17 protein-coding genes are annotated in these 21,083 nt (G+C 51.1%); 2 read left to right on the top strand and 15 right to left on the bottom strand.

Going from position 1 to position 21,083, the window contains the following annotated elements:
* Positions 1 to 52 precede the first annotated feature (52 nt).
* The 11 genes from FIM25_RS11930 to FIM25_RS11880 form a co-directional block, all read right to left on the bottom strand.
* Entirely contained in the window at positions 53 to 664 is a 612-nt protein-coding gene (locus tag FIM25_RS11930) for a TetR/AcrR family transcriptional regulator (RefSeq protein ID WP_139449608.1), read from the bottom strand.
* Positions 665 to 916: 252 nt separating this feature from the next.
* Positions 917 to 2,515: an ABC transporter ATP-binding protein gene (locus FIM25_RS11925; RefSeq protein ID WP_139449604.1), complete on the bottom strand. Its 1,599-nt coding sequence runs from the start codon at positions 2,513 to 2,515 to the stop codon at positions 917 to 919.
* A gap of 3 nt (positions 2,516 to 2,518) precedes the next feature.
* Positions 2,519 to 3,553 (bottom strand): ABC transporter permease, encoded by a 1,035-nt coding sequence (locus tag FIM25_RS11920; RefSeq protein WP_218961410.1) that lies wholly within the window; start codon positions 3,551 to 3,553, stop codon positions 2,519 to 2,521.
* A 397-nt stretch (positions 3,554 to 3,950) separates the two neighbouring features.
* Positions 3,951 to 5,051 (bottom strand): microcin C ABC transporter permease YejB, encoded by a 1,101-nt coding sequence (locus FIM25_RS11915; RefSeq protein WP_139449601.1) that lies wholly within the window; start codon positions 5,049 to 5,051, stop codon positions 3,951 to 3,953.
* 28 nt (positions 5,052 to 5,079) lie between these two features.
* Positions 5,080 to 6,876: an extracellular solute-binding protein gene (locus FIM25_RS11910; protein ID WP_139449599.1), complete on the bottom strand. Its 1,797-nt coding sequence runs from the start codon at positions 6,874 to 6,876 to the stop codon at positions 5,080 to 5,082.
* A gap of 148 nt (positions 6,877 to 7,024) precedes the next feature.
* The gene (locus tag FIM25_RS11905) at positions 7,025 to 8,257 is read right to left on the bottom strand and encodes a tetratricopeptide repeat protein (RefSeq protein WP_139449596.1); all 1,233 of its coding nucleotides are present in this window, start codon (positions 8,255 to 8,257) and stop codon (positions 7,025 to 7,027) included.
* Positions 8,254 to 8,979 carry an energy transducer TonB gene (locus FIM25_RS11900; RefSeq protein ID WP_139449594.1) on the bottom strand — a complete coding sequence of 242 codons (726 nt, stop codon included), beginning with the start codon at positions 8,977 to 8,979 and terminating at the stop codon, positions 8,254 to 8,256. The genes FIM25_RS11905 and FIM25_RS11900 overlap by 4 nt, the downstream gene beginning before the upstream one ends.
* On the bottom strand, positions 8,960 to 9,370 hold the full coding sequence (locus FIM25_RS11895) for an ExbD/TolR family protein (protein ID WP_139449592.1): 411 nt from the start codon (positions 9,368 to 9,370) through the stop codon (positions 8,960 to 8,962). The genes FIM25_RS11900 and FIM25_RS11895 overlap by 20 nt, the downstream gene beginning before the upstream one ends.
* Complete coding sequence (locus FIM25_RS11890; protein WP_139449590.1) at positions 9,367 to 9,966, bottom strand: MotA/TolQ/ExbB proton channel family protein; 600 nt, start codon at positions 9,964 to 9,966, stop codon at positions 9,367 to 9,369. Before FIM25_RS11890 ends, FIM25_RS11895 begins: the two co-directional genes overlap by 4 nt.
* A complete protein-coding gene (locus FIM25_RS11885) occupies positions 9,963 to 11,396 on the bottom strand; it encodes a MotA/TolQ/ExbB proton channel family protein (RefSeq protein ID WP_179953331.1) in 1,434 nt (477 codons plus the stop codon). Before FIM25_RS11885 ends, FIM25_RS11890 begins: the two co-directional genes overlap by 4 nt.
* A 119-nt stretch (positions 11,397 to 11,515) precedes the next feature.
* Positions 11,516 to 12,292: a DUF3450 domain-containing protein gene (locus FIM25_RS11880; RefSeq protein WP_139449585.1), complete on the bottom strand. Its 777-nt coding sequence runs from the start codon at positions 12,290 to 12,292 to the stop codon at positions 11,516 to 11,518.
* Between the two features lie 244 nt (positions 12,293 to 12,536).
* On the opposite strand from FIM25_RS11880, the gene FIM25_RS11875 reads away from it, so the two are divergent.
* A complete protein-coding gene (locus tag FIM25_RS11875; RefSeq protein WP_139449583.1) occupies positions 12,537 to 16,358 on the top strand; it encodes a hypothetical protein in 3,822 nt (1,273 codons plus the stop codon).
* Positions 16,359 to 16,443: 85 nt separating this feature from the next.
* Here the strand turns inward: FIM25_RS11875 and FIM25_RS11870 are convergent, their stop codons facing one another.
* From FIM25_RS11870 to FIM25_RS11860, 3 genes are all read right to left on the bottom strand, one after another.
* The gene (locus FIM25_RS11870) at positions 16,444 to 17,241 is read right to left on the bottom strand and encodes a fimbria/pilus periplasmic chaperone (RefSeq protein WP_179953330.1); all 798 of its coding nucleotides are present in this window, start codon (positions 17,239 to 17,241) and stop codon (positions 16,444 to 16,446) included.
* Positions 17,242 to 17,248: 7 nt separating this feature from the next.
* Entirely contained in the window at positions 17,249 to 17,614 is a 366-nt protein-coding gene (locus FIM25_RS11865; protein WP_139449579.1) for a hypothetical protein, read from the bottom strand.
* Between the two features lie 116 nt (positions 17,615 to 17,730).
* Positions 17,731 to 18,405: a DUF4402 domain-containing protein gene (locus FIM25_RS11860; protein ID WP_139449577.1), complete on the bottom strand. Its 675-nt coding sequence runs from the start codon at positions 18,403 to 18,405 to the stop codon at positions 17,731 to 17,733.
* A gap of 455 nt (positions 18,406 to 18,860) precedes the next feature.
* Between FIM25_RS11860 and FIM25_RS11855 the strand changes: the two genes are divergently transcribed.
* Positions 18,861 to 19,397: a shikimate kinase gene (locus tag FIM25_RS11855; RefSeq protein ID WP_139449575.1), complete on the top strand. Its 537-nt coding sequence runs from the start codon at positions 18,861 to 18,863 to the stop codon at positions 19,395 to 19,397.
* 190 nt (positions 19,398 to 19,587) lie between these two features.
* On the opposite strand, the gene FIM25_RS17710 is transcribed toward FIM25_RS11855, so the two are convergent.
* A complete protein-coding gene (locus tag FIM25_RS17710) occupies positions 19,588 to 20,847 on the bottom strand; it encodes an OmpA family protein (RefSeq protein ID WP_139449573.1) in 1,260 nt (419 codons plus the stop codon).
* Between the last annotated feature and the right edge of the window lie 236 nt (positions 20,848 to 21,083).

Here is a 21,083-nt window from a genome sequence, read left to right as displayed (position 1 = left end):
CTTGTTTTGTGTGTTGTTTTTCCCCTATATGCAAAAAACAAAAAAATATTTTTCACTCTTCAGAAGCGCTGCCTATCCCCCGCAGAAATAAATCCACAAGGGGTTCTGCCATGCTGACCAGATCATACTTTCCTTCGGCCAGAACCCAGGTATTTACAACCTCATCCACGGCCCCCAGAATAAAGCGTTTAACCAGGGCAATATAAAGATCTTTACGGATAATTCCCTCGGCCTGCCCATCCTCAATGATCTCTGCGATCAGATCCCTGTACCTTGCTGAAATATCATTCACATGGCAGGCCATGGCATGAATCTTCCGGGTTTCCGCCTGAAAAACCACCGCCATCTCCCGGTCTTCCTGAAAAGCTTCCATATGGGAAGAAATCAGACGGAAGAGCTTGTCCCTTGCCGTATCCGCCTCATCAATGGCCTTGCGGAAACGTGCAAAGATCTCTTCGGTCCTGCCTTCAAAAAAACGGGCCAGAATATCGTCTTTGTTCTTAAAATAGAGATAAATGGTACCATCAGCCACACCAGCTTCCCTGGCAATTTCAGATATGGTGGCGCGAAAAACTCCCCGCCTTGCAAAAACGCTAATGCCAGCCCTCAAAATACGCTGATATTTGTCCTGTCTGTCGATCCGAGAAATAGAAACCTCCCTCATTCAGAAAACAGGGTTTGAAAACAGATCCTGAGTATTGAATTCCTTATCCAGTACGAACTCTGAGCACCCATACCCATTGCAACAAAAAATGAAGATATCCTCACTTAACAATCCGTCATAAAAACTGTCAAGCTTTTTGTAACCACGCACCTTGAAAAAGAACACCGTTCCTGTAAAAATCGCATTATGAATACAGAGACCGACCCGAATATTTTTGTAAGAATTTAAAAATCAAAACAAACTTCAAGCGGCCTAAGCCAGAGCCGCAGACAGAAGCCGCCGGGTATAGGACTCCTGTGGCTGATCAAAAATGACCGCAGCCTCACCGCTTTCCACGATATGCCCGTCCTTCATCACCAGAATATGATGACTGATGGCCCGTATCACCTTGAGGTCATGGGAGATAAAAAGATAAGCAAGACCCCGGCTTTCCTGCAGACTGCGCAGCAATGCCAGTACCTGAAACTGCACGGCCCTGTCCAGAGAAGAGGTGGGTTCATCCAGCACCAGCACTTCAGGGTCCAGCACAAGGGCCCTTGCAATGGCAATGCGCTGGCGCTGCCCGCCTGAAAATTCATGGGGATAACGGAACCGGACCTCAGGGTTCAGGCCCACTTCCTCCAGAGCCCTCACCACCCTCTCTTCCCGCTGACGGACATCCCCCATCCCGTGCACCACAAGGCCTTCAGCCACAATATCACCAACGGCCATACGGGGGCTGAGGCTGGCAAAGGGATCCTGAAACACAACCTGAAATCGGCGACGCAAAGGCCTTAGCTCCCGCTGGGAAAGTCCGTGCAGGGGCTTTCCATTAAGATAAATATCCCCTTCGGACTGCAGAAGACGCATCACCGCAAGGCCAAGGCTGGTTTTTCCCGATCCTGACTCCCCCACAACACCAAGGGTCTGTCCCCGCTTTAAGCAAAAAGAAGCCTCTGCAACGGCATTAAACCATCTTTTTTTTCTGAAAAGGCCTGTCTTAAGGGGAAACCGGACCCCAAGGCTGCGTGCTTCCAGCACTGAAGGAGCATCTTCTTCGGCAGGAACCGGTGGAGTTAGCCTTTCCGCCTGCAACAGACTTTGGGTACAGAGGGCTTTCCCCCCTTCTGCAAATATCTTTTCCGTTTCCCCCGTTTCCACAATCCGGCCCCCCTCCATCACGGCCATGCGGGACGTAACATGGCGCACCACCCCCAGATCATGGGTAATGAGCAGCATGGCCATCCCCATCTCCTTTTGCAGACGGCTGAGCAGTTCCAGAATCTGGGCCTGAACCGTAACATCCAGAGCGGTGGTGGGTTCATCGGCAATGAGCAGATCCGGATGATTGGCAATGGCCATGGCAATCATCACCCTCTGCCTCTGGCCTCCGGAAAGCTCATGGGGCCAGGCATGCATACGGCGCTCTGGTTCCGGTATCCCCACCTGATCCAGCAGCTCCAGCACCCGCTGCCGCAACCGGGCCTTTGACTGCGGCCCTTCATGAACACGGATCACCTCTCCGATCTGCCTGCCCACCCGGTGCAGGGGATTCAGGGCTGTCATGGGCTCCTGAAATATCATGGAAATCCGGTTTCCCCTAAGACCCTGAATGGCAGGGGGTGCCATGGCCAGCACATCCTCTTTTTGAAAATGAATGTTCCCTGTAATACGGCATCCCGGAGAAGGTGGCAGCAGTCGCATGACGGCATGGGCGGTCAGGGATTTTCCCGAGCCAGAAGCTCCCACAAGGCCTAAGGTTTCTCCTGCGAAGATATCCAGATCCACCCCGCAGACGCCCTCAAGGGGTGCCGCATCCCTGCGGTGAAAGGATATTTTAAGATTACGAATACAAAGAAGCGGTTCATCCATCTTTCACCCCTCCAGTCTGGGATCAAAGGCATCCCGAACTGCTTCACCGATAAAAACCAGAAGGCTGAGCAGGAGTGCCAGTACAGTGAATGCGGCAATACCCAACCAGGGAGCATGGAGGTTGGCCTTGCCCTGTGCCAGAAGCTCTCCCAGAGAAGGGGAACCAGGCGGAAGACCGAAACCAAGAAAATCCAGGGCCGTGAGGGAGCCGATGGCAGCACTCACCTGAAAGGGAAGAAAGGTTAAAGCCGCCACCATGGCATTGGGAAGAATGTGCTGATACATGATGCGGCCATGGCCCATCCCTAAGGCTCTTGCAGCACGCACATACTCAAGGTTTCTCCCCCGCAGAAACTCCGCCCGCACCACACCCACAAGGCTCATCCAGCCAAAGAGCAGCATGATTCCCAGAAGCCACCAGAAATCCGGCGTTACCACACTGGAAAGAAGAATCAGAAGATAGAGAATGGGCAGGCCGGACCATATTTCCACCATGCGCTGCCCCGCCAGATCAACCCATCCGCCGAAATACCCCTGCACGGCCCCCACACAAATACCTATGGCCGATCCCAGACCGGCAAGGCAGAGTCCGAAAAGGACAGATACCCGAAACCCGTAAATCAGCCTTGCAAGCACATCCCTGCCCTGATCATCGGTTCCCAGCCAGTTTGCCGGGGAAGGCGGAGCAGGAAAGGCATCCATGCGACCGAGACTCACGGTTTCATAGGAAAAGGGAATCAGAGGCCAGACCATAAAGCCATCTTTTTTTATCAGCTCCTGAACAAAGGGATCCCTGTAAACGGCTGTGGTTTCAAAGACACCGCCAAAGCGGGTTTCCGGGTAGGAAGCAAAAACAGGAAAAAAATGTTCCCCACCATAATGCACATAAAGGGGCCTGTCATTGGCCACAAATTCAGCGCCCAGGGTAAGAAAAAAAAGAAAAGCAAAAATCCAGAGGGAATAAAACCCCCTACCATTTCTGCGGAATCTCTGCCAGCGCCGCTGCCCCACAGGCCCAAGGCGCACCATTATTCCCATATTTTAATTCTCCTTATGTAACTGTTCAGCATGGTTTTTTCTGAACTGCCAATGCTGTCATTGCAGCAGCTTCGTACTGTTGCAAGGCTCTGAGGCTATTTGCAAGTGACATTGCAATCGTTTCGGATCAGAGCTTCGCAGGCCTGTGCGAAAGAAGCGGCAAACTGTCTGACCCGCCACAAAGGCAGCGTGCTTAAGCCTGCTATGGCAATCAAAAAGCTTCTCCTGCCTGTGGCGGGGAGTTTTTGCCGCTTCCGTACAGGGCAAGAAGCTCTAAGAATAAGATTGCGTCAAGGGCAAATAGCCTGGGGCCTGTGCATCTATCTTGCAGCTATGGTACCTGGAACACTGTGCTGAATAATTACATCCTTATTTTTATACAGATGCAGGCTCTGCCCTACCCCCTGCTTTCAAAGTCAATTCTCGGATCAACCAGAGAATAGGTAATGTCACTGAGAAGATTCAGAAGAAGCCCCAGAAGGGTAAAGATATAAAGGGTTCCGAACATGACAGGATAATCTCGACCCAGCGTGGCTTCAAAGCCCAGAAGCCCCAGTCCGTCCAGGGAAAAAATCACCTCAACCAAAAGGGAGCCCGTAAAGAACATGGCAACAAAGGCCGCAGGAAAACCGGCTATAACAATGAGCATGGCATTGCGGAAGACATGCCCCGCAAGAATTTTTCTTTCACAGAGTCCCTTGGCCCTTGCCGTTGTGACATACTGCTTGTGTATTTCATCCAGAAAGGCATTTTTAGTAAGAAGGGTCAGGGTGGCAAAACCGCCGATTACAAGGGAAGTAACGGGCAGGGCCAGATGCCATGCGTAATCTGCCATCTTGCCCCAGAGGGAAAGATCAGCAAAATGCGGGGATGTGAGTCCCCTCAGGGGAAAAATCTGCAGCCATGCCCCCCCAGCAAAAAGAACCACCAGAAGTACGGCAAACAGAAAAACCGGCACGGCATTGCCCAGCACAATGAGGGTTGAGGTCCAGACGTCAAATCGGGAGCCATGGCGCAGGGCCTTGACAATGCCAAGAGGGATGGAAATCAGATAAATGATGAGGGTGCTCCAGAGACCCAGAGAAATAGACACCGGCAGTTTTTCTCCGATCAGCGATAGCACAGAAGTACTGCGAAAAAAACTTTCTCCGAAATCAAAGCGGGCAAAATCCCAGAGCATTTTAAAATAACGGCTAAGAAGAGGCTGATCAAAGCCATACATGGCTTCAATACGCTCCACCAGCTCCGGGTCCAGTCCCTGACTTCCCCGGTAACGGGAATCCCTGCTGTCTGCAGATGCGGTCTGGCTGCCCATAAGCTCCGAACTGCCAACACCGGAGACTCTGGATGTAAGCCCAGGACCATCCCCTTCCAGCTGATGTAGCATCTGCTCCACAGGACCACCGGGAGCCGCCTGAATCACAAAGAAGTTAATGGTCAGGATACCCAGCAGGGTGGGAATAATAAGCAGCAGCCTGCGTATGATATAGGATGTCATTTATGCCTCCGGTAAATAAAAAAACCGATCACAGCCTTGCATTTTTATCCCACCAGGTCCACAGCCCCAGACCATAGGGAGGGTGCTTTGCCGGCATGGCGATATGACTTCGGTGGGCAAGGCGGAAAAGCGAGGTATGCCAGTTGGGCACCACATAATGACCATGGCGCAGCACCCGGTCCAAACTGCGGCAGGCATCAATAAGGGCTCTTCTGTCCGAAGCCGTTGCAATGGCCTGCACCAGGGCATCCACGGCAGGATCACAGATGCCCCCGACATTGCGGGAACCGGGAGTTTCTGCGGCCTTGCAGCTCCAGAAATCCTGCTGCTCGTTTCCCGGAGAAAGGGACTGGGGGAAAACGGCAACAGTCATGTCAAAATCAAAGGAGCGAAGCCTCTGGATATACTGGGATGGGTCCACCACGCGAACTCTGGCCCTGATACCGAGCCGCCTCAGATTCTGCACATAGGGCAGCATCACCCGTTCAAAGGCGGGATTGTGCAGAAGAATCTCAAAGGTGAAGGGCCGCCCCTCAGGAGTCTGCAGCTCTCCGCCACTAATATGATATCCCGCCTCCCTGAGAAGACCGGCTGCCTTCAAAAGGGCATCCCGCATAAAGCCGGTACCATCACTTGCCACAGGCTGTGGCAGGGGACCAAAGACCTCGGGAGAAAGGAGATCCTTTAATGGAAGCAGATACTTCAACTCCCCATCGGAGGGCAGCCCCTCCGCCGCCAGATCCGAATTGCTGAAATAACTGTCGGATCGGGTGTACTGATCATAAAACAAAGCCCTGTTACTCCATTCAAAATCAAAGGCAAGACTTAAGGCCTCCCGCACCCGTACATCCTGAAAAATACTGCGCCGGATATTCATGGCAAAACCCTGCATACCAGCGGGCAAGTCATGGGGGATTTTCTTTTTTACAATACTGCCGTCCCTGAAAGCCCGTCCCGTATACTGGGTTGCCCATATCTTTGCCGTATGCTCCCGCCTCAAATCATAATATCCAGCCTTGAAGGCTTCCAGAGAAACCGTGGCATCCCGGAAATATTCATAGCTCAGGTGATTAAAGTTGTAGTGCCCCCGGTTTACGGGCAGATCCCTACCCCAGTATTCCGGATCCCTTGCATATACCACCCGTCTGCCCGGCACATAACTTTCAAGACGATATGGACCACTACCCAGAGGAACCCGGAAACCCGAACGCCCGAAATCAACTCCATCCCAGTCCTTTTCCGAAAGCACATAGAGCTGCCCCAGAATCAGGGGGAGTTCAGGATTCTCTGCGTTTTTAAAATCAAAGCGCACCCGCCTTTCATCCTCCACCACCACCTCAGCCACATCCCTGTAGTATTTGGCATAATGGGGCCTACCTTCGGATACGAGCTTCCTGAAACTAAAGGCCACATCCGAAGCCAGCACAGGAGTTCCGTCATGGAAACGGGCCCCGCTATGCAAGGTGAACCGGATCCAGCTGCCGTCCTCTGCCAGGGTAAGGCTTTCCGCCAGAAGGGGATACATGGCAAAGGGTTCATCCTCCGAAGAGGTCATGAGGGTATCAAAGAGCAAATTCAGCCCCGAAGCCGCAACGCCCCTCATGATAAAGGGATGAAAGCTGTCAAAGCTGCCAAGGGCCTCCATGCGCAGGCTTCCTCCCTTCGGAGCTTTGGGATCGGCATAGGCAAAATGGGTAAAATCCGGACCATACTTCGGCTTTTCTCCCAGAGAAAGGGCGTGCATGGTCTGCCCCCCGGCCCAGGCCCAGCCAGAGACCCAGAACAGAAGAAAAAAGAAACCACCCCACATGCATCTTTTGCGCATCCCTACCACCTTTCAAAAAAACGATAATAAAAAAGGAGGAAGCCACTTTAGCACGGCATCCTCCTTTTTACATCCAAAACCTGATTTTTTTACTTTCAGCTCTCAGTACTTAGTGAGTTGAAAAACATCGATATACCGCTTATAGCGTTCAAAGTCCCTGCATTTCCCGTTGCAGGTGAGCCAGGAGTCGTCCCGCCTCCTCACGGGCTTTTTTATCCCTTTGCGGAATTCGCTCTAAAAACTTTCTGGCCTTTTCCGGTTCCCCTGCTTTATAGGCACAATAACCCAGAGTCAGAAGCATACGGTTGTTCTGGCCTTGGCCCTTATGCCCGTTCAGATAACGTTCTCCCGCTTCCATGGCCTCTCTGTAACGGCTTTCTCCCATATGGATGGCCATGGCCAGCTCAAAAAGGGCCGGATCCCTGCCCTCCCTGTCGGTCTCCTGAATGCGCTGCAGTGCTTTTTCATTCTGCAAAGCTGCCTGCAGCATCTGCACTTCCCGTACAAGAAGTCTCGGGCAGCCATCACCCTTTTCCCTGGCCTTGGCATAGGCTTTTGCTGCCCTTGCCGGAAGGTTGAGATTGGCATAGAGATCCCCCAGAAGACGAAAATCAGATGCCTTTGGATCTGCCTCCAGAGCCATTCGAATTTCCAGAGCTGCGCTTGCTTTTTTATAGTCCTTCACCCGGAGATACAGATGGGTGGCCAACTCCCACATTCCCCTGTCTTCGGGCTGCCGGTCCAGTACCTTCTCCAGAAGAGCAATGGATTTTTTTTCATTGCCCGTTTCCATGGCTGCCTGGGCATGGGCACGAATCCACTCCTGTCTGGGATGGGCATCAAGCTGCATGAGGCGATGCAAACGCTGCCAGGCCGCAGCTGGATTCTGGTCCATCAGGTAAAACAGACCGCTGTGATATAAAAGCGAACCCTTTTTCTCCTTGCAGGTCTCCCACGCCCTCTCCATGGCATGGGCTGCCTCGGCATAGGCCTTTGTATTATGGGCTGCTATGGCAAGATTCTGCCAGACAGCGCTGTCCTCAGGGGCCAGCTTCACCGCCTTTCTGTAAGCGATGAGGGCAGCAGCACCATCCTCCATCTGCAGCCTCACATTGCCCAGCCAGAAAAAAAGCAGGGGATGCTCCATATCCGGATTTTTTTCATAAAAAACTTCCAGCTTTGCAAGGGCTTCGGCAGGGCGTCCTTCACCCATGTCCTGACCCGCATCCGCCAGCACCTGCTGCAAGGAACGGGGCAGGGGTATTTCTTGAGATGCGTTAGCAAGACCCTGCAGGCCAAGGATCAAAAAAAACAGGAGAAAAGGGGTCAGACCCCTTTGGGTATAAAAGGGGTCTGACCCCTTTTCTGCTTTTAACATCATGAATTACCTCCCAGCTGAAAACGAACTGGCGTTACCACCCAGGCAGCCACCCTGCGACCTTCCATCACCGCAGCTTCAAACCGCCAGTTGGATATGGCCTGAATGACAGCATCCTCAAAAACACCCTCAGGGTCGGCTTCAAGCACATAAATGTTCCGGGGTACACCATCCGTGCCCACCAGAAACCGTACCCTCACCCAGCCCTCGATACCCATACGCCGGGCACGGAAGGGATAAACGGGGGGCGTCTGAACCATGGTTCTCGGGGCAACATCCACCTCCCCTGCTTCAAAGGTCATGGGTCCGGCGGGAGGAGGCGGTGCAATGGCAGGTCCTGCCACGGCGGAAAGACTAAGATCCGGTGTAAAAGGGATAGATTCCATCTGCGGGACCTCAGGCAAAGGCCGCTGCATAATCTGCTCCATGGGCACATCAGGCTCCGGTGGTTTTTCTTCCGGAGGCATGGGCGGCTCAGGTTCAGGTTCAGGCTCCGGTGGCCGCAGATCCCTCAACTGCACAGATGACATACGTTCCAGATCCGAAGCACTGGGCGGCGGCCCGATCATCCATGGAACCATGGCAAAAATTCCCAGGGTAACCAGAAGAGCCAGTCCCATGGCAGCCACATAGGCAAAGGCTCTGCCGGAAAAGGGGCCTGCCCCCTTTTGTGGATATAAAAGGGGTCTGACCCCTTTTTTTTCTTTATGGGCTTTTGGTGGCAATGCTCACATCCTTTGCCCGGGCCAGCCGGCAGTGGTCAAGAATTTCCACCACTATACCCGTGTCCGTCTTTTTATCGGCCACAATAACCACAGAAGCTTCCGGCATCTCTGCCAATGCCCTTTCCACACGGGCCCGCACACTCCGCATGTCTATGGCTTCCTTATCCATAAAAATCCCGCCTGCGGCATCCACTCCTATGAGAATACTGCCCTGCTCCTTGAGATCACCCGTGCTGGCCGTGGGACGGTCCACATCAATGCCCGTTTCCTTCACAAAACTTGTGGTGACAATGAAAAAAATCAGAAGAAGAAAAATCAGGTCGATAAGGGGAGCAATATTGATATCACTTCCCTGATTTCTGGCCCGAAGGCTCTGGCGTACGTTAATCATCGAAGCTGCCTTTCCAGCATGGCGTACAGACGATCCAGACGATAGGTGGCTCTTCTGGCCTGTCTTGTAAGATACATGGCCATGATAATACCGGGGATGGCCACCATAAGACCGCACTGGGTGGTGACAAGCGCCTCGGAAATACCAGCGGCCATGCCACGGGCATCCCCTGTTCCGGCAAAGGCCATGACATCAAAGGTAACAATCATTCCCTTTACCGTTCCCAGAAGACCAAAAAGGGGAGAAACCGCTGCCAGAACCTGAATCTGGGGTATTCCCCGGTTCAGATCCCGCCGGATACGGAGCCCGCACTCCCGGAGAATACTCCTGTCCAGCATGCAGGTGCCGCTTCTCCGTTTTCTAAAATCCTCAATCAGCCGCAGAGAAAGCCCCTCACCGCAAGGAAGGCTACGGCTGCTGTCTAAGGCCATACCCACGGCCGTATCCGGCGGCAGATCCTTGACCAGAAGACGGCGGAAAAAAAACAGCCTTTCAAAAATACCCGCCCACATAAGGAAGCAGACCAGAGCCAGCGGCCAGAGAATGCCTCCTCCTGCGGAAAGATGGCTCAGGATATCCTGAAAACCCGCCATCATCCCTGTATCCTCCCTTTGCAGCAGGAAGGCAGGCTGTGCTCACGGGTAAGAATATTACAGAGAGCCACAGCCTTTTCCTCCATATCCCCAACAATATGTTCCACCCTGCGGGTGAGAAAGGTATGGATCAGGGTGATGGGAATGGCCACGGCCAGACCGAACATGGTGGTTGCAAGGGCCTCGGATATGCCGCCGGACATCATGCGCGGATCTCCCGTACCAAAAAGGGTTATGGTATGGAAGGTCCGTATCATGCCCGTTACCGTGCCCAAAAGACCGATCAGGGGAGCAATGCCCGCCATGACATTGAGCATGGGAAGGAAACGCTCCAGCCGGGGAAGCTCCCGCAAAATGGCTTCCTGCAGAATACTTTCCAGGGTCTGCCTGTCTTCCTTTCTTCCCCCCAGACCGGCAATCAGGATATTGAAAACCGGCTTGCCCTTTCCGGGCTGAACCGTAGCATCACAGGCTTCCCAGTTTTTTTCCGCAGCCAGCTCGTTGACCCGACCCATGACCCTGTCCGCATTGGTGTGGACCTTATGGAGAAACCAGAGCCTTTCTAAAGTGACCAGAAGTGCCACAAGGGCAATGAAAAGAATGGGCCAGACCAGAAAACCACCACTCTCCACCTGACTTTTCAGGGTGGATCGGTGCAGTACCTGCTGCAGGGCTGCTCCCTGGGAAACATCCATGGCAAGGGAATCGCTCCTGCCATCCATATAGGCGACAAGGCTTTTACGGGCAGAGCGGGAAGGTTCCCGCCCCAGCATCTGAAACCTGCGGTTTTCCGGCAGGTACTGCAGGTATCCTACGGTTCCGTCCTCCGCACGGAAAGCTGCGGTAAATGGTCCGATGCTCAGAATTTCCGATGCCATAAGCTGCCCGCCTGATCCCAGGATTTCTCCCTTTTCCAGACGCACAGCCCCCGTTTTTACCATCTCACCCAAAAAGCCCTCCACAATCACATCAAAATCTTCCATACCGGCAAAACGACCAGCATCCAGAATACGACGGACCGGCTCCAGACGGGCAGGATCACGGGCCGTAAAGGGTGATTCACTCAGCATGGCATCCAGCTCTCGTGCAGCAGAGCGCAGGGTACCGGAAACGGCTTTCATGGCAGATACGGTGACATCCCGCTCTCCGGCCAGGGCTTCCCGCTTTTCCATCAGAATTTCCACGGAACTTTCCAGTGCCGATCTTTCCTCCGTCAGTCTGTTTTTAGCAGCTGTCAGCTCTGCAATCTTTGCTGCAAGCCTCTCCCGGTCCGCAAGGATCTCCCTTCTGGTTTCCCTGGCTTCAGCTTCTGCTGCAAGGCGTGCTTCCCTGGCTTGTACGGATATGGCCCGCATGTCCGAAGAAATGGCAGTCACAGGAAAGAGAAAAAGCAGCAGAAGCAGCAAACAAAAAGGCAGCCCGAATGGGAGCAAGCCCTTCTCCCCTCTCCCTCGGGGAGAGGGGCCGGGGGTGAGGGAAAACAGAGCCGGATGCGACCCCAGGATGACATTTCCCGCATAAAAGGGGGCTGACCCCTTTTTGTTGTTCTTACTCATGGCAGAATCCTCCCCACAGGCAATGTCACCAGTTCCGGCGCCCGTTTCCGGGAAGCCACGTCAAAGGCCCTGACAAAGGCGGCATCCCAGGATGCATCCAGGGGCTGCCATCTCTTTTGTCCTGCGTCATAAAAACCAACCCTGCCGTCCCCCGTCCGGTAAAAAAGCCCCAGCCGACCAAGACGCAGCACCTGAGCCAGCACCTCATTCCCATCCAGCGCAAGGGGAATCCTGCGAAGCTCCACCGTAAACCCATAGTCCGCTTCTATGCGGAGGGCTTCCATAATGCGGCGAAGGCGTTCCGCAGGCCCCGCATCCGGATCCACCATAAGATCATGGAGCATGGAAAGTCTCTGGTTCCGCTCATCCTCAAGAAAAGGGATGTCCGATGCCATACTCTCCCCAAGGCGAAGCAAGACTTCATCCAGCCTGCCGTCCAGTTCCTCTTCCAGCCTCTTTGCTTCCATCAGCTCCCGCTCAATGGCAGCCACATCCCGCTCCAGATGGTCTCTGGACCGGGAAAGCCTGTCGCAGTCCCTTTCCAGACGCCGGTTTTCCTCCTCAAGGCTTTCCAGACGGGCTAAAAGATCCCGCCGCTCCCTGGCCCATGCCTCACGGGCCTTCTGGGTCCGGGCCTCTGCTTCCATACCCTTTTCATGATCTTCCATCACCGCCTGCGGCCTGACATCCGTCTGGGCAGGAACTGGCGTATGGAGCATCAGCACCAGAAATCCTGCCAAAATAAGCTTTTGCGTACCCTTTAAAATCATCATTTTTTAGTCTTTTCTAAATTTTTATAAGTCAACACTTTATTTTCGGCCTCTATACAACCGACCCCCCTTACGGGTCAAGTCAAAAATAGAGAAGTGCTCTACTTTTTTTGACAGAACAAAATCGTTTTCAGGCGCCAATCCGTGCTGCCCATTACATGGCACTCATATTGCTATTCCTGTGTGCAGTGTTTCATCGGACCTTTTAAGTCTCTGTAATTAAAAGGACCAAAATAAAGGAGCCTTCATGGTATCTCTGATGCGTGCCATTGCAGCCACAGCGCCCGCCCCATCCGGAAAACCCGGCAATGGGGACAGGGACAGCTACGCTCTGGCGGGCACGGACAGGCTCCTTAAAGACACTGGCCAATGGCAGAGATGGCAGCAAATCCGTCAGAGCAATGACACCCTTGCCAGAAAAATGGCTTCTCTGGTCATGGAAAGAAATGCCCTCATGAAAAGGGCCGAAGCCGGGGAAAAGATCAGCTGGGATGCCTTTGATGCCCTTACTACCCAGCTTGGCAGGGAAGGCATTCACCTCTGGGATAAGAATGCCCTTTTTGCTTCCGAGTGGAACAAAGAAAATAAAACTCCAAAAACACGAATACATGAGGGCGGAGGAGCATCTTCCGGGCAAGTACCGGACAGTCCTCCCCTGCCCCCGCTAAACGGACTGAACCTTAACGGAGCCTCCCTAAGCCCGACTCCGGCAAATGATATTTCTTCATCAAAGGAGCCTGAATTTCTTGTACTCAATGCCACCTGGGATCGCTACACCCTGGCCTCCGGCCTTGGTGCCTATGGAAATCCGGATCAGCTTTTCATGCCTCTGGGCGCTCTGGCTGCTATTCTGGAAGTGCCCCTGCGGGTCAGTCCGAAGACGGGAAAAGCATCAGGGGAAATTCTGGGGGAAAACTTTGACCTGAACCTTGCAAACAATACCATCACCCTTGGCAGAAAGACCCGGACAATACCTGAAAATGCCATCATCCATGATGAAGATGATATTCTCGTAGATACGGCTACCCTGAAACAATGGCTGCCCCTTGATTTTGATTTCAGCTACAGGGAAATGGCCGTAAAGCTTCAACCCAAAGAAAGCTTCCCTTTCCAAGAACGCATTGAAAGGCAGCAGCGCTGGAGCCGCCTTGGCTCTTTTCAGGGAGCTGTGGGACCTTCGGTGCTGGAAGAAAAAACAAAGCCCGCCTTTGCCAGCCTGCCCGTGGTGGATCTTTCCCTTTCGGCGACATCCACCCACCGAAACAGGGGCCGCAAACCTAGCAATTATGCCAGCTACACTCTGTCCAGCGCCGGGAATCTTGGGGGTGGTACCGGTTATTTCTATGGCACAGGCAATGACCAGACACCCCTTACCCGGATTACCGGCAGATTTGAAAAAACGGATACAGAAGGAAAACTTCCTCTGGGTGCTACAAGAATGGCATTCGGTGACATCACAACCCCCTTACAGCAACGCACGGAACAGGGCTTTCTTCTGGACTCCCGACCACTTTATCAGGAAAGAGATTTTGACAAAACACGCTTTGAAGGAGATCTGGCACCGGGCTGGGAAGTGGAACTTTACAGGGGCAGCGCCCTTGTTAATGCGCTGAGAGTAAGCGATGACGGCCGGTATCTTTTTGAAGATGTTGAAGTATATTATGGCAGAAACGATTTCCGTCTTGTTTTTTACGGTCCTGAAGGACAGAGACTGGAAGAAGATCACAGCATGAACATAGGCAGAGATATGCTGCCAAAAGGCTCTGTCAATTACGCAGCCAGCATAACCCGTCAGGATACCATCCTGTATCAGGACAGATTTACTGAGAATGAAGATACGGGGAATATTCGGGGCACCGCCCTTATGGAATATGGCCTTGGAGAAAGGGCAGCCCTTTCCGGCGGGCTGATCACAGAAACCGAAAATGACGAACGCCGCAACATTATCAATGCAGCAATAAGAAAACACCTGCCCAAAGCTTCCCTCAGACTGGACGGAGAGCAGGATCTGGACGGGGGCAACACCATAGGCATAGGGATACAGACTTCCCTTGGCAATACCAGCATTCATGCCAGCCAGAGATTCCAGAACAGATTTACCCAGGATTCCCGCAGCAAAACAACCACCCTGTCCCTCTCCGGCCGCCTTGGCAGTCAGAATGCCATCCATCTTCCCTACACCCTTTCAGGCAGCTACACGGACAGAGAAGAAGGCTATTCGTCCCGCATCAGACTGCTGAACAGCCTCCGCACCGGCCCTGTTCACTGGACCCATAACATCGAGAGGGATTACAACAGTCAAAGAGAACACGGTGAAACCATCACTGGCCGTATCAATGCCAGTACCAGTATGCGGGGAAATCATGTCAGGGCCTATGGAAACTACCGGTTTAACGATGACAGCAATGGATTCAGCGATGCGGGCATCAGCGCCTCCCGAAGGCTTACACCCAGCCTTGGTGCCCAAAGCAGCCTGCGGAGAAACTTTAATCCGCAACAGAGTACGCACATGGATGCCCAGTTAAACTGGAAGCACAACAATCTCACCATCAGCCCCAAGGTTTCAGGTGACAACGAAGGTAACTGGGCTGCCTCCATCAACATCAGCAGCAACACCTCCTTCGGTATGGAACCCCACAGGAGAAACCCGAAGATCATGCCTCCCTATTCCAGCCACAGGGGGCTTGCATCTGTTCGGGTATTTGAAGATAGAAATGCCGATGGCGTCATGACAGAGGGTGAAAAAGGGATTGAGGGCGTTCGGGTACGGGCCATACAATCGGGCACAACGGCTGTAACGGATAAGCACGGCATTGCCATTCTACCCATGCAGCCTCACCTGAAAACAGACATTGTGATAGAAGAATCAAGCCTTTATGATCCGGCATGGCACCCCCTGCATCCCGGAGAGGCCCTTACCCCAAAACCGGGTGAACTCCGCCCCCTCAGCTTCCCTGTAATACGGACGGGAGAAATCGACGGCACTCTCTATGGCATAAACAATGCCGGAGAATCCCTGCCCCTGAGGCAGGTGGAAGTTCTTCTGAAAAATAAAGAAGGGGAAGTCGTGGACAGGGTTCTTTCTGAATTTGACGGCTTTTATCTTTTTGAGAAAGTTCCTCCCGGAGACTACACAGTCGAAGCATTGATTCCTATGGATGATGGCTCTGTTCTAACAAAAAGCCTCCGCACCAGCGTGGATGAAACGGGCAGCATAGAAAGCGGCCTTAATATGGTGATGGGTGAAGAAGAAAGGTCAGAAACAAGAGCAGCATCTCCTGTGCCGGAAGAAGATGAAAGGGTACTCTTCAGTGAGGGCCGCTGGGCGGAGATGCCTGTAGAAAAAAAGCCTTCTTCTACCAGACAAATCTTTCAAGGACCGGAAGCAGTGCTTTATAATAATGGCCAGTGGGTTTCCGGCGCTTTGGGAGCTGCTGTACCTGAACAAAGGCCTGTACTGACAGAAGACAAGGTTCTTTATGATGCAAAAAAGCTTGAAGCCGAAAAAGGTCTTGAAAAAGAAACTCAAACTGCTGCAAGCCAAAAAACAATCCACAAAACACCCATACATGGCAGAACTTCCTCCTACGGGGTCCATGCGGGTTCTTACCAAAGCAGGGAAAAGGCCCTGGAAGGCATACAATGGGCCAAAACACAGATGCCGGAATTGAAAAACCTTGAGGGAGTAAAAATTCAGCCCGTGGATCTTGGGGAGAAGGGTCTCTGGTTCAGGGTAATTCTGGGAGATTTTGAAAACAGGACGGACGCGGACAGACTGGCTGCCATGATGGCAGAAAAAAACGGATACGGAAGGGTCTTAAACTCGGCAAGCAGAGAAGAAAGTGCCGTGCATCTGGCAAGCTACGGCAATATTGAAGATGCGGAAAAGGGCATCATCAACCTTGAAAGACAGTTCCGCTCCCTCATGGGAAAGGAGCTTTCCATGGCCATTGTCAAGGACGGCAGCAGTTACAAAGTTCTTGTCCAGAATTTTAAGAACATGGAAGATGCAGAGCAGCTCAGGGGAAAGGTGGCAGCGATGGGGGGCTATGCAAGAATTCTCGGGTAAATCAAGGCTCAGACAAGACAGAAAAAAGCACCCTGCAAAGGACGGGTATGCTTTGCAGGGTGCTTGAATCCGCAGGACTCCTTTTTCAGTAGTTCAAAACAAGGGGAATTTCTTTTAAGACAGGCTCCCCCTCCTTTTCCCTGTCATGGAGCACAAGGCGCAAGCTGCTGCCGGCTGGAGGAAGCTGATTTGTCAAGGTAAAAGATACATCCCTCATGCCGTTTGGCTGATAAATGGCAAAACCCCTGCTAGCGGTCAGAAGTTCTTTTCCATGATAAAGCAGGGCATCCATAAAAACGGAGCGGTTTCCATCGGCAATGATGCGGGTTGTCAGCAAACCACCCCCATCAGGACGGGGTTGAACAAGGGGTTTTTCCGCCTTCAGGCTTACGGAGGTTTCCCCATGGCGGATAATCATGGGAATGGATGTGCTGACAACAATATCTATTTTTACGGCAATATCTTCTGTCTCTTCTACCTTTGTCTGGGGAGGTATGTTTGTAATCAGCAGGTGAGAGCGGTATTCACCTGCGGGAAGACCAGCTGGTTTCCTTGCCATAATGCGTACGGTCTGCACATCGTTGGCCCCTATGCTCACCTGCCTTGGTGAAAAGCGCACCATATTTAAAATGGCCTCTTCTTCGGCGGAAGGATCTGTCACCCTCTCATTTGCGCCTGTAATCGTCTGACGGACAAGGGTATTTTCTATTCTGTAGCGTACAGGCTCGGAGCTGCGGTTAATGAGCATAAGCGTGGTGGATCTTTCCCTTCCTTCCAGAACAAGCCGCTGGGGGATCAACTCAAGGGCGTGGGAAAAAACCGATGAGGGGATAAAAAAAAACATAAAATAAAAGGGGATAAAAAAACCAATAGTTTTTTTCATACCTGTCCTATTCATATACAATCTGTACGGTCACAGGAACAGAACCGCTCAGACTTAAGGGTTTTCTGAAATCATAACCGGGTAAAATTTCAAGGGTGGCTCCGATTTCAATCTCATAGGGAGGAAGTCCATTTTTAACGCTCTCCCAATTATCCTGCATAGCCTTTATCCTTACTCTCTTATCTTTGTCCAGATAAAAGGGAAGATGATATTGAAGAATGATAATTTCTCCATGTTTTTTAGGTATATAACGAACCCTTGCCACATGGCCACCGGAAAGACGAAGTATACCCTCTCCGCTGCTCCATGTGTGCTCACCTCTTTCCTGCTCCCCAAAGCCAATTGTTATGGCACCCCCAAAGTCCGGAGACACAAGGAGACTACCAAAGCTTAATGGCTGTAAAAAAATAAAGCGGGACTCTGCGTATAATAAGATATTTGAGCCATAAAGCCACAAAAAGCTAAATAGAAAATATAATGATTTTAAATTCAAGGCAAGTTAACCGTTACAGTTAAAGCTGTAGCACCACCATAATTACCAGCTGGCTGGTTAGCTTGTGTTTTAACCTGAAGCAATCCTCCAATATAAACATGATAAGGCGTATTATTCTGCAATTGGTGTATTTCCGTAACAACACCGGACACATTAGAGAAGCCAGTCCAAGCTGGATTGGTAGGTACGTGAGTTAGGTTATCAGGATCATAATCAGCAAAACCTATATGAAGAACATCCATAGAACCAGGGCCTCCATTTTTATCTATGGTTACTGTATGAGAAAAAACTATTGTTACATTAATATCACCCTGAGTACTCGTTAAAATAAAGCCACCATGTTGACGTGCAGAGGCATCTACGACGATTATAGGATTAGAACCTACAGTACCTCCCGTAAAATTGGTGACTCCATGAATCATAGATGAAGGATTAGGCAAATTTTTTACTGATGAGCTAACATCTATTTTATAACCACCCTCAGTAGTATGGTGAGGCAGTATTTTACCAAAATTCAACTTCCCATTCTCTGTCATAGTCACATGGGGTCCTGTTATCTCAGCCTGGATATCTAATTGAAATGGAGTCCCCAAAATATTACTTGCATAAAGAGAAAAACTCCAAAAAATGAGCATTAATCCCATCAAACAACCTAACACCATTTTTTTCATAACAACCTCCCATTTCAAAAAGAAAGAAAAACCCCTTTAAGACATTGTCAAGTTATAAAAGCAACTCACGCCCTGTTAGGACGTCTTGTCACAGAGTAACTTGTTGCCGAATTCAAACTCATTTTGATCAGTGATGGATCACTGGTCATTTTTTAAGCCTTTGAATTAAAAGAACTAAATTTAAGTTACTCAGAAGCTATCCGTGCAACATTTGAAAATTGGAGCAATACTTACTTGCTGCGTTCACTTGATATTTTAATAAAGTCCAGTGTATCAAAAATAACTACGCAGAGTATAATTAGTAACGCTACAAAACAGATCCATCTTCCATACCAATCAAACACAACACCCGAATAAATGTTCATATCGGATTGAGCTTTCTGCACCTTTAATCTATATTGCATCCTTCATAAAAAAACACCTCCCTTCAGCACAGCAGACAAAGGGCTTTCCAAATGAAAACAGCACCCTCACCACAACCAGCCAAAACCAACCTCATCCTCACCGGCATGCCCGGAGCAGGCAAAAGCACCTTAGGGGTTCTTGCCGCCAAAATCCTTGGCATGGATTTTCTGGACACAGACCTTGTCATCCAGTCCCATGAAAAAAAGAGACTTTCTGAAATCATAGAAGAAAATGGCTTAAACGCATTCAAAGAAATCGAAGCCCGTCATGTGGCAGCCCTTAAGGTTTCCCACACCGTCATTGCCACAGGAGGCAGCGTCATCTACAGCGAGAAGGCCATGGAAAATCTTGCCTCTCAGGGCCTGATTCTTCACCTTGCACTTTCCCTGCCAGAGCTTGAAAAACGCCTTGGCAATCTCGATGAAAGGGGGGTTGCAAGGATGCCGGGCCAAAGCCTTGAAGCACTTTTTAATGAACGCATACCCCTTTACAAAAAATGGGCAGATGCGGAAATTGCCTGCGACGGCCTTTCCATGGATGATCTTCTCTGCCGCATCCGGCAGATTTTTCCTCCCCCAACGCCATAAACCCGTCTTTACCTGTCAAAAAAGCAGCTCCCTGCAGATCCGTATTTTTAAAGCCCTGCCAGTGGTAAAGCCCAAAGACCTGACGCCTCCCTGCTCCGCCTCTGTCTGTACAAACTAAAAAAATCCCTGCCCGGAAAGCTTTAAAGCCTTTTCGGACAGGGACATTCATCTTGAAAATCTATTCAAACAATCAGGGAACAGGCACCAGCTCCACCCGACGGTTCATGGCACGACCTTCAGGCGTATCATTATCTGCAATGGGATTATCAGGCCCGTGCCCTACCACCTGAAGCCGCCCGATATCAATCCCCTTGCTGACAAAATAATCCCTAACCGCAGAGGCTCTCTCCCGTGAAAGGCGACGGTTATAGGCATCGGCACCCCGACTGTCCGTATATCCGGACACTTCAATTTTTAAATCCGGATTCCGGCGAAGAACAGTCACGACTTCATCCAGAATGCCATGGTATTGAGAATCAATGACATTGCTTGCCGTACCAAAGGTAAGACCCTGAATCTCCCAGCATCCCCGTTCATTAACCCTTGCACCGGCAGGGGTTCCGGGACAATGATCCAAATGGTCAGGCACACCATCACCGTCACTGTCTATGGGACATCCCCATTGATCCACAGGAACTCCAGCAGGTGTGTCCGGACAACGGTCCCGGTAATCCGGCACACCATCGCCATCACTGTCAAGAGGACATCCCCACTGATCCACAGGAACTCCAGCAGGTGTATCCGGACAACGGTCGCGATAATCAGGCACACCATCGCCATCACTGTCCAGAGGACATCCCCATTGATCCACAGGAACTCCAGCAGGTGTATCCGGACAACGGTCCAGAGTATCCGGCACACCATCGCCATCGGAATCAAGGGGCTTTGGTGGCGTAAGAATAGGAACTACCGAAGAAGTGCGTCCAAAGGTCCATGCAAGACCGGCATGGGCAGCCAGATTCCAGTCCATACCATCCGGAGGCAGAACTCCGCGGAAATCCATGCGGAACGCCAAATCCTTTACTATATCCACAAAAAATCCACCGCCTGCGTTCAGAGCAAAAGCTCTCTCAGCTTTTCCTCCTTCAGGATCTGTGGAAAGAATCCCCATACCTGCAGCACCATAGGGACGGAAAGACTTATCCGGACGGAAAATATGCAGAGCATTGGCGGAAACATGCAATGCCTTGGTATCCACATCCGTATTCTTATGTTCGGTTTTTGAACCATGTACCATGACTTCCGCCATCCAGCGGGGGTCAAAACGGTATCCCAGACCTGCCCCAAGACTGAAACCCGTATCCAGATCCTGATCGCTATGGAATTCATGCACCCCCAGCATGGGGCTGAAGATCACCTCTTTCTGGAAAGTCTCCGCATGGGCAGAGGAAAGCCCCCCCATGACAAGGAAAATCCCAAAGAAATAAGAAAGGCAACATTTTTTTGACATAGAAACCTCCTTGAAAAAATTAAAAAGCGATCCACACACATCCTGTTCATAAAAAAAACAGAATACAAGCTAAACGATCATATAAAAGCTAACTTAAATGGTACTTTAAAAAGAATCAAGTTCCCAGATTCTGCACAAAAGGTATGAAGACAAAACCAAAATGCTTTTTTATATTCGTTAAGATACAAATTTGTTGCATTTAAACCTTTACTTGTCTACATAGAGCAGGCTTGAAA

It is taken from the genome of Desulfobotulus mexicanus (genome assembly GCF_006175995.1).
GTDB classification, from domain to species: domain Bacteria; phylum Desulfobacterota; class Desulfobacteria; order Desulfobacterales; family ASO4-4; genus Desulfobotulus; species Desulfobotulus mexicanus.
Note: the sequence above shows the minus strand (reverse complement) of the source record. Positions and strands in the feature narration are given on the sequence as shown.

What these genes read in the sequence shown, in the direction of transcription:
- FIM25_RS11930 (WP_139449608.1), bottom strand. Translation starts at nt 664, where the DNA reads ATGAGGGAGGTTTCTATTTCTCGGATCGACAGACAGGACAAATATCAG.
- FIM25_RS11925 (WP_139449604.1), bottom strand. Translation starts at nt 2,515, where the DNA reads ATGGATGAACCGCTTCTTTGTATTCGTAATCTTAAAATATCCTTTCAC.
- FIM25_RS11920 (WP_218961410.1), bottom strand. Translation starts at nt 3,553, where the DNA reads ATGGGAATAATGGTGCGCCTTGGGCCTGTGGGGCAGCGGCGCTGGCAG.
- FIM25_RS11915 (WP_139449601.1), bottom strand. Translation starts at nt 5,051, where the DNA reads ATGACATCCTATATCATACGCAGGCTGCTGCTTATTATTCCCACCCTG.
- FIM25_RS11910 (WP_139449599.1), bottom strand. Translation starts at nt 6,876, where the DNA reads ATGCGCAAAAGATGCATGTGGGGTGGTTTCTTTTTTCTTCTGTTCTGG.
- FIM25_RS11905 (WP_139449596.1), bottom strand. Translation starts at nt 8,257, where the DNA reads ATGATGTTAAAAGCAGAAAAGGGGTCAGACCCCTTTTATACCCAAAGG.
- FIM25_RS11895 (WP_139449592.1), bottom strand. Translation starts at nt 9,370, where the DNA reads ATGATTAACGTACGCCAGAGCCTTCGGGCCAGAAATCAGGGAAGTGAT.
- FIM25_RS11890 (WP_139449590.1), bottom strand. Translation starts at nt 9,966, where the DNA reads ATGATGGCGGGTTTTCAGGATATCCTGAGCCATCTTTCCGCAGGAGGA.
- FIM25_RS11880 (WP_139449585.1), bottom strand. Translation starts at nt 12,292, where the DNA reads ATGATGATTTTAAAGGGTACGCAAAAGCTTATTTTGGCAGGATTTCTG.
- FIM25_RS11875 (WP_139449583.1), top strand. Translation starts at nt 12,537, where the DNA reads ATGGTATCTCTGATGCGTGCCATTGCAGCCACAGCGCCCGCCCCATCC.
- FIM25_RS11870 (WP_179953330.1), bottom strand. Translation starts at nt 17,241, where the DNA reads ATGAAAAAAACTATTGGTTTTTTTATCCCCTTTTATTTTATGTTTTTT.
- FIM25_RS11860 (WP_139449577.1), bottom strand. Translation starts at nt 18,405, where the DNA reads ATGAAAAAAATGGTGTTAGGTTGTTTGATGGGATTAATGCTCATTTTT.
- FIM25_RS11855 (WP_139449575.1), top strand. Translation starts at nt 18,861, where the DNA reads ATGAAAACAGCACCCTCACCACAACCAGCCAAAACCAACCTCATCCTC.
- FIM25_RS17710 (WP_139449573.1), bottom strand. Translation starts at nt 20,847, where the DNA reads ATGTCAAAAAAATGTTGCCTTTCTTATTTCTTTGGGATTTTCCTTGTC.